The sequence below is a fragment of the Pantoea sp. X85 genome, assembly GCF_029623675.1.
GTDB lineage: Bacteria > Pseudomonadota > Gammaproteobacteria > Enterobacterales > Enterobacteriaceae > Pantoea > Pantoea leporis.
The window spans coordinates 4,205,630-4,217,669 of record NZ_CP121108.1; the positions used below are offsets into that span (position 1 = coordinate 4,205,630).

The 12,040-nt window shown below is 55.4% G+C and carries 13 protein-coding genes; 5 read left to right on the forward strand and 8 right to left on the reverse strand.

Features of this window, described 5'->3' with window-relative positions; all coding sequences use genetic code 11:
• The first annotated feature begins 2 nt into the window (after positions 1–2).
• The 3 genes from pstB to P6287_RS19680 all read left to right on the forward strand — a co-directional run bounded on the left by pstB (position 3) and on the right by P6287_RS19680 (position 2,883).
• The gene (pstB, locus tag P6287_RS19670) at positions 3–776 is read left to right on the forward strand and encodes a phosphate ABC transporter ATP-binding protein PstB (protein ID WP_101763905.1); all 774 of its coding nucleotides are present in this window, start codon (positions 3–5) and stop codon (positions 774–776) included.
• A 14-nt stretch (positions 777–790) separates the two neighbouring features.
• Complete coding sequence (gene phoU / locus P6287_RS19675) at positions 791–1,525, forward strand: phosphate signaling complex protein PhoU (RefSeq protein ID WP_007893583.1); 735 nt, start codon at positions 791–793, stop codon at positions 1,523–1,525.
• A 119-nt stretch (positions 1,526–1,644) separates the two neighbouring features.
• On the forward strand, positions 1,645–2,883 hold the full coding sequence (locus P6287_RS19680) for an MFS transporter (protein ID WP_101763904.1): 1,239 nt from the start codon (positions 1,645–1,647) through the stop codon (positions 2,881–2,883).
• Between the two features lie 173 nt (positions 2,884–3,056).
• Here the strand turns inward: P6287_RS19680 and yieH are convergent, their stop codons facing one another.
• Positions 3,057–3,719 (reverse strand): 6-phosphogluconate phosphatase, encoded by a 663-nt coding sequence (yieH, locus tag P6287_RS19685; RefSeq protein ID WP_192414277.1) that lies wholly within the window; start codon positions 3,717–3,719, stop codon positions 3,057–3,059.
• Positions 3,720–3,870: 151 nt separating this feature from the next.
• Between yieH and P6287_RS19690 the strand changes: the two genes are divergently transcribed.
• Positions 3,871–5,184 (forward strand): NCS2 family permease, encoded by a 1,314-nt coding sequence (locus P6287_RS19690; RefSeq protein WP_277974306.1) that lies wholly within the window; start codon positions 3,871–3,873, stop codon positions 5,182–5,184.
• 28 nt (positions 5,185–5,212) lie between these two features.
• Here P6287_RS19690 and P6287_RS19695 read toward each other — a convergent pair whose 3' ends face one another.
• Positions 5,213–5,959, reverse strand: a complete 747-nt coding sequence (locus P6287_RS19695) for a 4'-phosphopantetheinyl transferase superfamily protein (RefSeq protein ID WP_110868240.1) — start codon at positions 5,957–5,959, stop codon at positions 5,213–5,215.
• A gap of 294 nt (positions 5,960–6,253) precedes the next feature.
• On the opposite strand from P6287_RS19695, the gene P6287_RS19700 reads away from it, so the two are divergent.
• A complete protein-coding gene (locus P6287_RS19700) occupies positions 6,254–6,763 on the forward strand; it encodes a flavin reductase family protein (RefSeq protein ID WP_277974307.1) in 510 nt (169 codons plus the stop codon).
• Positions 6,764–6,809: 46 nt separating this feature from the next.
• Here the strand turns inward: P6287_RS19700 and P6287_RS19705 are convergent, their stop codons facing one another.
• From P6287_RS19705 to rpmH, 6 genes are all read right to left on the reverse strand, one after another.
• Positions 6,810–7,400, reverse strand: a complete 591-nt coding sequence (locus P6287_RS19705) for a malonic semialdehyde reductase (protein WP_277974308.1) — start codon at positions 7,398–7,400, stop codon at positions 6,810–6,812.
• 192 nt (positions 7,401–7,592) lie between these two features.
• The gene (gene mnmE, locus P6287_RS19710; protein WP_008105304.1) at positions 7,593–8,957 is read right to left on the reverse strand and encodes a tRNA uridine-5-carboxymethylaminomethyl(34) synthesis GTPase MnmE; all 1,365 of its coding nucleotides are present in this window, start codon (positions 8,955–8,957) and stop codon (positions 7,593–7,595) included.
• A 96-nt stretch (positions 8,958–9,053) separates the two neighbouring features.
• Positions 9,054–10,700 (reverse strand): membrane protein insertase YidC, encoded by a 1,647-nt coding sequence (yidC, locus tag P6287_RS19715; RefSeq protein WP_101763898.1) that lies wholly within the window; start codon positions 10,698–10,700, stop codon positions 9,054–9,056.
• A 2-nt stretch (positions 10,701–10,702) separates the two neighbouring features.
• On the reverse strand, positions 10,703–10,960 hold the full coding sequence (yidD, locus tag P6287_RS19720; protein WP_007893564.1) for a membrane protein insertion efficiency factor YidD: 258 nt from the start codon (positions 10,958–10,960) through the stop codon (positions 10,703–10,705).
• Positions 10,924–11,283, reverse strand: coding sequence for a ribonuclease P protein component (rnpA, locus tag P6287_RS19725; protein WP_036648555.1), 360 nt, complete (start codon positions 11,281–11,283; stop codon positions 10,924–10,926). Before rnpA ends, yidD begins: the two co-directional genes overlap by 37 nt.
• Before the next feature lie 14 nt (positions 11,284–11,297).
• Positions 11,298–11,438, reverse strand: coding sequence for a 50S ribosomal protein L34 (gene rpmH, locus P6287_RS19730; protein ID WP_003849659.1), 141 nt, complete (start codon positions 11,436–11,438; stop codon positions 11,298–11,300).
• Between the last annotated feature and the right edge of the window lie 602 nt (positions 11,439–12,040).

Consider the following 12,040-nt stretch of genomic DNA (forward strand, 5'->3'; position numbering starts at 1 on the left):
GAATGAGTAACGTGACTTCATCAGCCGGTAAAATTCAGGTCCGTAATCTGAACTTCTATTACGGTAAGTTTCACGCGCTGAAAAACATCAATCTGGATATCACCAAAAACCAGGTGACCGCGTTTATCGGCCCATCAGGCTGCGGTAAATCCACTTTGCTGCGCACCTTCAACAAAATGTACTCGCTCTATCCGGAGCAGCGTGCTGAAGGTGACATCCTGCTGGATGGCGATAACATTCTGGCTTCCAATCAGGATATCGCCCTGCTGCGCGCACGCGTCGGTATGGTGTTCCAGAAGCCTACGCCATTCCCGATGTCGATTTATGACAACATCGCCTTCGGCGTACGCCTGTTTGAGAAGCTGTCGCGTGCCGATATGGATGAGCGCGTGCAGTGGGCGCTGACCAAAGCCGCGCTGTGGAATGAAACCAAAGACAAGCTGCATCAGAGCGGTTACAGTCTTTCCGGCGGTCAGCAGCAGCGTTTGTGCATCGCCCGCGGCATCGCGATTCGCCCGGAAGTGCTGTTGCTGGATGAGCCTTGCTCCGCGCTGGATCCGATCTCAACCGGTCGTATTGAAGAGCTGATCACCGAACTGAAGCAGGATTACACTGTGGTGATCGTGACTCACAACATGCAGCAGGCTGCGCGTTGTTCTGACCACACCGCTTTTATGTATCTGGGCGAGCTGATTGAGTTCAGCGATACCGATACCTTGTTCACTAAGCCCGCAAAGAAGCAGACCGAAGATTACATCACCGGTCGTTACGGCTGATTCAGGAGACGCACATGGATAATTTAAATCTGAACAAACACATCTCCGGTCAGTTCAACGCGGAGCTGGAGCACATTCGCACGCAAGTGATGATCATGGGCGGCATGGTTGAGAAGCAGCTGATGGACGCCATCACCGCGATGCACAATCAGGATGGCGAGCTGGCGCGTCACGTCATCGACGGCGACCAGAAGGTCAACATGATGGAAGTGGAGATTGATGAAGCCTGTGTGCGCATCATCGCCAAACGCCAACCGACCGCCAGCGATTTGCGCCTGGTAATGGCGATCATCAAGACCATTTCTGAGCTGGAACGCATTGGCGACGTGGCGGAAAAAATCAGCCGCACCGCGCTGGAGAAGTTCAGCCAGCAGCACCTGCCACTACTGGTGAGCCTTGAAGCGCTTGGTCATCACACCGTGCAGATGCTGCACGACGTGTTGGATGCGTTCGCGCGCATGGATCTCAACGAAGCCATCAAAATCTACCGCGAAGATAAGAAGGTGGATAAAGAGTACGAAGGCATCGTGCGTCAGCTGATGACCTACATGATGGAAGATCCGCGCACTATCCCAAGCGTGCTGACCGCGCTGTTCTGCGCGCGCGCCATCGAGCGTATCGGCGATCGCTGCCAGAACATCTGCGAAATTATCTTCTATTTCGTCAAAGGTCAGGATTTCCGTCATGTGGGCGGCGACAAGCTGGATGAACTGCTGTCGGGCGATGACGGCAGCAATAAACCCTCTTGATTGATGCGTCGGCGGCCCGTTGCCACTGTGGCTAACGGGCCGCCTGCTTAAATTCTGTCTGTTCTCGGCGATTCCCTCTCTTTATACTTGGCGCACTTTTTTCTGCCAGGTGCTGTTACATGTCTTCCCCAACTCCTAAAAAACAAGCCATTACACCGGCGAAAGCCATGGTGGCGGCTATCAGCGGCTACGCGATGGACGGATTTGATTTGCTGATTCTTGGCTTTATGCTGCCGGCGATCAGCGTCTCGCTGGCGCTCGATCCTTCTCAGGCCGGTTCGCTGGTCACCTGGACGCTGATCGGCGCGGTGATCGGCGGCATCGTGTTTGGCCATCTCAGCGATCGCTATGGTCGCATCCGTATCCTTACCGTCACTATTCTGGTGTTCTCGGTATTCACTGGCTTGTGCGCTGTGGCGCAGGGTTATTGGGATCTGCTGGTGTACCGCACGCTGGCGGGCGTGGGATTGGGCGGCGAGTTCGGCATCGGCATGGCGCTGATTGCCGAAGCCTGGCCGAAAGAGAAGCGCAACCGCGCCTCGGCGTGGGTGGGCATTGGCTGGCAGCTCGGTGTGCTGCTGGCGGCCTTTATCACGCCGCCGCTGCTGAGCGTGATTGGCTGGCGCGGCATGTTCCTCGTCGGTTTGCTGCCGGCGCTGGTCTCCTTTGTGATTCGCCGCAGCATGGGCGAGCCGGAGAGCTTTACCCGCCACGTGGAGAAAACGCCGCAGCTCTCCTTTGGCGCACGTCTTAAATTGCTGTTTGCCGATCGCGCCACCAGTAAAGCCAGCCTGGGGATTTTCATTCTCTGCTCGGTGCAGAACTTTGGTTACTACGGATTGATGATTTGGATGCCGAGCTATCTGTCGTCCAGCTTCGGTTTCAGCCTGACCAAATCTGGCTTGTGGACCGCGGTGACGGTGGTGGGCATGACGTTCGGCATCTGGCTGTTTGGCGTGCTGGCCGATCGCTTCGCGCGCTGGAAAATCTTCCTGCTGTATCAGTTCGGCGCGGTGGTGATGGTGGTGGTGTATGCGCAGCTGCGCGATCCTACGGTGATGCTGTTTACCGGCGCGCTGATGGGGATGTTTGTGAACGGCATGATCGGCGGCTACGGCGCGCTGATTTCCGATACTTTCCCACCGCAGGCGCGCGCAACAGCGCAGAACGTGTTGTTTAATTTGGGGCGTGGCGTGGGCGGATTTGGTCCATTGGTGATTGGCCTGCTGGCGACCAATATCTCTTTCACCGCGGCGATTACGCTGCTGGCGCTGATTTATCTGCTGGATATCGCCGCCACGCTGTTCCTGCTGCCGAAGAAGCAGAGCAACGAGGATTCGTTAGGGGCGATTGGCTGATTTGGATTGTGCTGGCTGTCCCCCCATCCCGGCCTTCCCCCATGAATGGGGGGAAGGAGATGCTGACACATGCAATTCCCAACTCACATATTGCAGCATCTTCCTCCCCCATTCATGGGGGAGGACCGAGGAGGGGGACAGCCAGCACAAACCGAGGAGGGGGAAAACGAGCTCTACCCCACCAAATCCCAGCCACGCGCGCGCCACAAATCCGGCAACTGCGCCATATCATCAAAGCGCGTCACCAGCGGATGATCGAGTTCGGGATTGTGCGCATCGGCGCAGTAGTAAAACACCGGAATCCCGGCCGCGATCCCGGCACGCGCGCCCGCTTCGGAATCATCCACCAGAATGCACTTCTCAATCGGCACCTGCATCTGCTCGGCGGCGTGATACATCAGTTCCGGATCCGGCTTCCAGTGGTTAATGTCATACCCGCTGTACAGCTTGCCATCGAGATACGGCAGCATGCCGGTCAATCCCAGCGAATGCTGCATCTTCTTCACCGTGCCGTTTGAAACCACACACATTGGCACTTTCACGCGCTCCACCAGCGCTTTGGCACCGGCAATCGGCTTCAAATCGAGATCAAACAATCTCGCCACTTCGGCGCGATAGGCGGTTTCCACTTCTTCGAGTGGCAGTTCAACCTGATGTTCGGCTGCCACATCGCGGATGATGTCGTAGAGCTTTACCCCTTTATACTGCTCAAACATTTGCTGCAGAGAGCGTTCAATACCGTAGCGGGCAAAGGTGTTGACGTAAGCTTGCGTACAGATCACTTCGCTGTCGACCAGCGTGCCGTCGCAATCAAAAAAAATACATTCCACCGACATCGCACATCATCCTTTTGTTAAACAATAAGCTGACACTCTAGCGCACTGAGCGCAGAAAGCGACCCTGAGCAACCGGTTGCGAAAAATCAGTGTTTTGCCACGCTAAACTCTATAGGATACGCGGCGATAAATTTTTTAGCGGAACAGTGGAATGACTAATCAGGGCCTTTTGCAGCGCATCTTCAAACTGCAGGAACACGGAACCACCGTGCGTACCGAAGTGATTGCCGGTTGCACGACTTTCCTGACGATGGTGTACATCGTTTTCGTTAACCCGCAAATTCTCGGTGTAGCGGGCATGGATACGCAGGCAGTGTTTGTTACTACCTGCTTGATTGCCGCGTTCGGCAGTATTCTGATGGGGCTGGTGGCGAATTTGCCGGTAGCACTGGCACCGGCGATGGGCCTGAACGCCTTCTTCGCCTTTGTGGTGGTCGGGGCCATGGGATACTCCTGGCAGATTGGTATGGGCGCGATTTTCTGGGGCGCGCTGGGTCTGCTGATCCTCACGCTGCTGCGCGTGCGTTACTGGATGATTGCCAACATTCCGCTCAGCCTGCGTGTTGGCATCACTGCCGGTATTGGTCTGTTTATCGCCATGATGGGGCTGAAAAACGCCGGAATTATCGTGCCAAACGCCGATACCATTGTAGCTGTGGGTAATCTGACCTCACACAGCGTGCTGCTTGGGGCGCTGGGTTTCTTCATCATCGCAATTCTGGCTTCCCGCAATATCCATGCGGCGGTGCTGGTGTCGATTGTGGTGACGACCGCGCTGGGCTTGATCATTGGCGATGTGAAATTCAGCGGCGTGTTCGCCGCTCCGCCAGCGATCACTTCTGTTGTGGGCCAGGTTGATATCAAAGGCGCGTTCAACATCGGCATGGCCGGGGTGATCTTCTCCTTTATGCTGGTGAATCTGTTCGACTCCTCCGGCACGCTGATTGGCGTGACCGATAAAGCCGGGCTGACTGACGAGAAAGGCACTTTCCCGCGCATGAAGCAGGCGCTGTACGTCGATAGCATCAGTTCGGTGACCGGTTCGCTGATTGGTACCTCATCGGTAACCGCCTACATTGAAAGTTCGTCCGGTGTGGCGATCGGCGGTCGTACCGGCTTGATGGCGGTGATCACCGGGATTCTGTTCCTGCTGGTGATGTTCCTGTCACCGCTGGCGGCGATGGTGCCCTCTTATGCGGCGGCGGGTGCGCTGATTTACGTTGGCGTATTGATGACGGCGTCGCTGTCACGCGTGCAGTGGGACGATCTCACCGAAGCGGTGCCAGCGTTTGTTACTGCGGCGATGATGCCGTTCAGCTTCTCGATCACGGAAGGTATCGCGCTGGGCTTTATCTCTTACTGCGTAATGAAGTTGGGAACCGGCCGCTGGCGTGAAATCAGCCCGTGCGTGTTGGTGGTCGCGCTACTGTTCGTGCTGAAAATCGTCTTTATCGATGCCCACTAAACAGTAAAGGCCGCTGATGCGGCCTTTTTTACGGATGTCCCATCTCATGCGGCGTGACCAAACTGGTCAGGCGCAGCGTATGCGGCCCGATATTGGGTTTACTCATCTCGACATCGCGCAGTGCTTGCCACTGCTGCGCGCCATCAATCTCCCACAGATGTAAGCGTTCGGTGCCGGGCGACAGCGCGCACGACCACACCAGCGTGGGCTCAGCATCACACACCGCCTGAATATCGGGGAACACGGTGGAACGCAGCCGACCGGCCGCAGGATGCAAACGCAGTGAATCAATACCGCTATCGGTTTCGCCGGTGAGCTTGAGAATGCTTTGGCGCAGCGTCCAGATTTGCGTCAGCGCTTCCATGAAATCCTGCTGCGCGTTAATCCATGCTTTTTCGCCGGAGGAGAGATCCTGTGTCAGCATATCCTGTGTTTGGCGACTGTGTGCGCGCACAATTTCCATATCCAGTCCGGCGCGGCCGCCTTCTTCGGCCAGCAGCACACCGATAGTGTTTCCGGCGTAGGAGATGCTGAAATCGGGCAGGTTGGCATCGGCAAAACAGGGACGTCCGCTGCTGCTGGTCGTTAGCGCGGGGAGTTCGCGGATACCGTAGACGCGTAACATCAGCTGAGCCAGCAGTTCGCGTGCGGCGAGAAAGCGTCCGCGACGCTTGTCAGCGAAGCGCTGAGCGCTGTTGATTACTTCTTGTGGCACCCGCATGTTCTCAGAAGAAAAGGGCGGATTACCTATCCAACGTACAAAATGACTAGCCATCTGTCGCTCCATGAAAATGGTCGAATAATCATCAGTGCTATTGTAAGAATTTTCTCATGGGTTTGCATCCGGCTTAAGATGGAATAGGCGATATTTCAGATAAGGACGAAGCCATGCGGCAATCCCATTTGGCAACTTTGCATAGAACGCTTTTGCAGAAACCTGCCGGATTGAGTGCCTAACTGTGTGATGTGGTGTAGGATTTGGGCAGTAAAACAGCACATCAAAGTGCGCTAACTCTTCATTCATCTGCCCATTGTGCGCATGGTTAAAACAGGCACGTCGGAGTTTTTTATGTCAGATACCGCTATTTCTCGCCAGGAATCGATCTCGCTTGATGAGTTTCGTCACGGCATGCGTCGCTTAACCGCGGGTGTTTCTCTGGTTACCACCGAATTTCAGGGCGAAAAGCTGGGGCTGATTGCCACGTCGGTCAGTTCGCTGGCGGCTGAGCCACCCAGCCTGCTGGTGTGCGTGAATCGTAGCGCGTCCAGTCATGATGCTTTTATCGCAGCTGGCCATTTTGCCGTTAACGTGCTGCGTGAACAGCATGACGACTTATGTGCCCAGTTCAGCCAATCCTCACGCCGCGCCGAGCGTTTTCAAAACGGTACGTGGCAGACGCTGAATACCGGCGCGCCGATTATGGCTGATGCGCTGGTGAGTTTTGATTGCCAGCTGGAGAAGGTAGTTGAGTGGAACACGCACAGCGTGCTGCTGGCGCGTATCGTGGGCATTGCTCTGCCAGGTGAAGCGGCAGAGCCGATGATCTACTTCAACAGCGGCTTCCATTCACTGGGATAACCGCTTGAAACGGGCGTCGTGGGCTAAGCCCGACGCCTTTTCTCAATCAGGCAAAGGTGCTGGCTTCATCAAAGCCGAGACGTGGCAGACGCGCGTGCAGTTTGCTGGCTTCGCCATAGCCTAGATTGATCAGTAAGTTCACCTGCCATTTGCTCTCGCCAAAGAAGGCGTCGTTCACTTTTGACGGATCGAAACCGGACATCGGGCCGGCATCCAGGCCCAGCGAACGCGCAGCCAGAATCAAATAACCTGCCTGCAAGCTACTGTTACGGAACGCGGTCTCTTTCGCCAGATCCGGGCTGCTGGTAAACCAGCTGCGCGCATCACCATGCGGGAACAGCTTCGGCAGCGCTTCGTAGAACTCAGGATCCCACGCCACGATCACCGTTACCGGAGCGGACATGGTTTTGTCGACGTTGCCGGAGGAGAGCGCGGGTTTCAGCTTCTCTTTACCTTCCTGCGATGTCACAAACACAAAACGGCCCGGCGAGCAGTTAGCCGAGGTTGGACCCAGCGCGGTCAGGTGATAGAGCTGCTCCAGCACCTCCCGAGAAACCGGTTTGTCCTGCCAATAGCTGTGGGTGCGGGCTTCAATGAACAGCGTGTTCAGCGCCACGCTGTCGAGCGTTGTACTCATGTTTCTCTCCTGTTCAGGCAGCAACTTGCGCCCAATATTTAGCATGAATAATGAATGTACCCAGCAGGACCTGTTCGCCGGGCAATGATCGTTATACTGCAAAGGCGTGGGAGAGCCAAATAACAAAGACGCATGTCTACCGGGCGCCAGATGCGCGTGAATGCGCACCCGACATGAGAACGCCGCAGGCCATTACTTACCAATACAGAAACTGGAGAAAATTCTGCCCAGCAAATCGTCGGAGGTGAATTCACCGGTGATTTCGCTCAGCGCCTGCTGCGCTAAACGTAACTCTTCTGCCAGTAATTCGCCGGCCCACGCGCCTAACAGCTGATGCTTGCCCTGCTGCAAGTGGGTTGCGGCTAACTCCAGTGCTTGCAGATGGCGGCGGCGTGCGAGAAATCCGCCTTCCATATTGCCGGCAAATCCCATGCTCTGTTTCAGGTGATCGCGCAGCGCTTCCACACCTTCCCCGGTGCGCGCCGAGAGACGAATCAGTGAGTGACCGTTCACTTCAGTGAGGCCCAGCACTTCGCCGGTCATATCCGCTTTGTTACGCACCACGGTAATTGGCAGCGCTTCCGGCAAACGGGCAACAAAATCTGGCCAGATGGCGGCGGCTTCAGTCGCGTCGGTGGTGGTGCCATCGACCATAAACAGCACGCGGTCGGCCTGCTCGATCTCCTGCCACGCACGTTCAATACCAATGCGCTCGACCTCGTCGCTGGCTTCACGTAAACCGGCAGTATCGATGATGTGCAGCGGCATGCCGTCGATATGGATATGCTCGCGCAGGACGTCGCGCGTGGTGCCAGCGATATCAGTAACAATCGCCGCTTCGCGTCCGGCTAAGGCATTCAGCAGGCTCGATTTTCCGGCATTGGGACGACCGGCAATCACCACTTTCATCCCTTCACGCAGCAGGCTGCCCTGACGCGCTTCGGCACGCACGCCGTCGAGGTCGCCGATCACCACATTGAGCTGCGCTTCAATTTTGCCGTCGGAAAGGAAATCGATCTCCTCATCCGGGAAGTCGATGGCTGCTTCCACATAGATGCGCAGGTGAGTAAGCGCTTCCACAAGTGCGTTGATGCGCAGGGAAAACGCGCCCTGCAGCGAGTTTACCGCCGAGCGGGCGGCTTGCTCTGAGCTGGCATCGATCAGATCGGCAATCGCTTCGGCTTGCGCCAAATCGAGCTTGTCGTTAAGGAAGGCGCGTTCGGAGAATTCACCAGGTTGCGCAATGCGTAATCCGGGCAGCGCCACGATGCGCTTGAGCAGCAGGTCGAGAATCACCGGGCCGCCGTGGCCTTGCAGCTCCAGCACATCTTCACCGGTGAAGGAATTCGGGCCAGGAAACCACAGCGCAATGCCCTGATCCAGCACGCTGCCATCGGCGTCGGTAAAGGGCAGATAGTCGGCATAGCGCGGCTTTGGCAGCTTGCCGAGCACGGCTTGCGCTACCTCAGCGGCTTTGGCGCCGGAGATACGCAGAATGCCAACGCCGCCACGGCCGGGAGGCGTCGCCTGGGCAACGATAGTGTCGCTGTGGCTCATGATTCCACCTTAAACTTTTAGGGTATTAATAAATAAAAATAGGGCGACATAAATGTCGCCCTTTGATTATACGCTGCTGCTGGTTGCAGTCAGGCGTTATGCTTTCTTCTTGTCGCGGCTATGCAGACCACGTTTTTCCAGGCCGCGATAAATCAGCTGCTGCTGGAGAATGGTCACCAGATTGCTGACGATGTAGTACAGCACCAGACCTGATGGGAACCACAGGAAGAACACGGTAAAGATCACCGGCATGTAGGTCATGATCTTCTGCTGCATCGGATCGGTCACGGTGGTCGGTGACATCTTCTGAATGAAGAACATGGTGATACCCATGATGATCGGCAGAATGTAGTACGGATCCTGCGCTGACAGGTCATGAATCCACAGAATAAACGGCGCATGACGCAGTTCAACCGAGCCTGACAGCATGTAGTACAAGGCCAGGAAGATTGGCATCTGGATAACCAGTGGCAGACAGCCGCCCAGCGGGTTCACTTTCTCCGCCTTATACAGCGCCATCATTTCCTGGCTCTGTTTCTGCTTATCATCACCCAGACGTTCACGCATCGCCTGAATCTTTGGCTGCAGCATACGCATCTTCGCCATGGAGGTGTACTGCGCTTTGGTCAGCGGGTACATGATGCCACGCACGATGAAGGTGATAACGATAATGGAGAAGCCCCAGTTACCGATAAAGCTGTGGATGAACTTCAGCAGCTTAAACAGCGGCTGCGAGATGAACCACAACCAGCCGTAATCTACGGTCAGATCCAGGTGAGGCGCGATGGCTGCCATCTGGTCCTGAATTTCCGGGCCTACCCACAGCGTTGCGCCGAGATCTTGCTGTGCGCCTGCGCCAACGGTCACAGGAGCAGATTTGTAGCCAATTGCCGCTACGCCATTGCCGAGGTTAGTGGTGTACAGCGTGTTATTACCCTGCGTGCGCGGCACCCAGGCGGTAGCAAAGTACTGCTGCAGCATCGCCACCCAACCATTGCTGGTGGTGGTGTTCAGGTTCTCGTTATCCGCGATGGTGTCGAATTTATATTTTTCGTATTTCGCATCGCTGGTTGAGTACGCTGCGCCACGGAAGGTGTGCAGAGCAAAATTGTTGCTACCGGTATCGCGGTGCTTAGGCACCTCGATGGTCTGCTTCAGCTGACCAAACATCGACACTTCCAGCGGCTGCTGAGTGGTGTTGTTGATGTTGTAGTCAACGTTTACCGCATACTCACCGCGCTTGAAGACGAAAGTCTTGGTGTAAACCACGCCGTTTTCACCGGTCCAGGTCAACGGTACGCGCAGTTCGCTCTGGCCATCTGCCATCACGAAGCTATCTTGCGAAGTGGTATACAGCGGACGTGCGCCATTGTTCGGGTTATCCGGGCCGTTGCGGCCAGTTAAGCCACTCTGCGCCTGATAAACGAAGGCCGGTGTAGTTTCAAGCAGCTGGAACGGTGCATCTGAACCCAGTTTGTCCGGGTAAGTCAGCAGCTGAGCCTGCTCAATATCGCCACCACGCGTATTGATGTTGAGTGACAGGACATCTGTCTTAACGGTGATCGTTTTGCCCTGTCCGCTAGCCGGCACGCCGGAAGTGGCGGCATCACCCGCTGCGCTGTTTGTGTTTTGCGTGGTCTGGGTTTGCTGTGGCTGCGGAGCGTGGTCCGTCTGCCAGGCTTGCCAGATCATAAAAGACACGAACAGAAAAGCGATGAGAAAGAGATTGCGTTGCGAATCCATCGTTAATGTTCTCTGGTATCAAAGGTTTTTGGCGGCACAGGATCGTCACCACCCGGGTTCAAAGGGTGGCATTTTAATACGCGTTTTATCGTCAACCAACTGCCTTTTACAACGCCAAAGCGGCGCAAGGCCTCAATCCCATACTGCGAACAGGTGGGATGGAACCGGCAATGAGGTCCCAGCAGTGGGCTGATGGCGCGTTGATAAACGCGTATCAGGGCAATCAGGAGCCGCGAGCCAGGCGACAGTGACGACGCCATAGTTTCTCCAACGCTTCCGTCAGCGCACGGTTATCCAGGTCAGCAATCCCTTTTTTAGCCACGATCACAAAATCCATTGCAGGGAGCTCATGTTGACGCAGACGAAAGCTTTCGCGGGTCAATCGCTTGATCCGGTTGCGTTCATGGGCGCGTTTTACATGTTTTTTTGCGACGGTGAGACCGATGCGGGGATGCCCCAGCGCGTTAAGTCGGCCGAGTATGGTGATTTGCGGCGTACCGGCTCGTTGTGGCTGCTGGAAGACGAAAGTGAAATGAGTGGGAGTTAACAAACGTAACTCCCTGGGAAATGCGAGCTTAACCACGAGGGTTAGCTTTATTACTTAGAAACGGTCAGACGAGAACGGCCTTTAGCACGACGACGTGCCAGAACCTGACGACCATTTTTTGTTGCCATACGAGCACGGAAACCGTGTGAACGGTTGCGCTTCAGTACGGACGGTTGAAAAGTGCGTTTCATGGCGATTTCTACCTAAACTTGAAAATTTTCACTGGGTGACGCGTTTTCGGGCCAGTAAATCGACCAACGCCTCAATGTGTCTTTAATAAAGAGGCGGGATTGTAATAATTGTACAGTCCAGAGTCAATTCACTTCGCTGGTCGCGGCACCTGGAAACCCAGATACAGCCCGCTGATTCCGGGCATCAAGGCTTCACGCAATAATGCCGGGTGGGGAATTATACGGGCTGTGGGTTAAAGCGCAAGGATCGCGCAGGATCTTCTTGCGATCAGTTTGCAGATTTGCTGCGCGGAAACGAGAGCTTGCCAGAAAAATTAACGCTTTCAGCCACATTAACGCTGGCTTTTTTTGCAGAAAGCGTAAACTCATTATCGCTTCAGTAGCCTGTGGATAAATTGGATCAAAACTGTGTAGAAAGGGAAGATCTCTGTGCAGCTTTACGTTATGATCCGCCCTTCCGCTGACGATCCTCGCTGCGATCGCCGGGGAAGACTACCGCGAATAGCGGTCGCAGGCGCTTTCCAACCGTCTGTGTCTAAAAATTACGTTTCTATTTATTAGCGCCTAAAATTCTTATCGATTTTGTACGAGTGGAGTCCGCC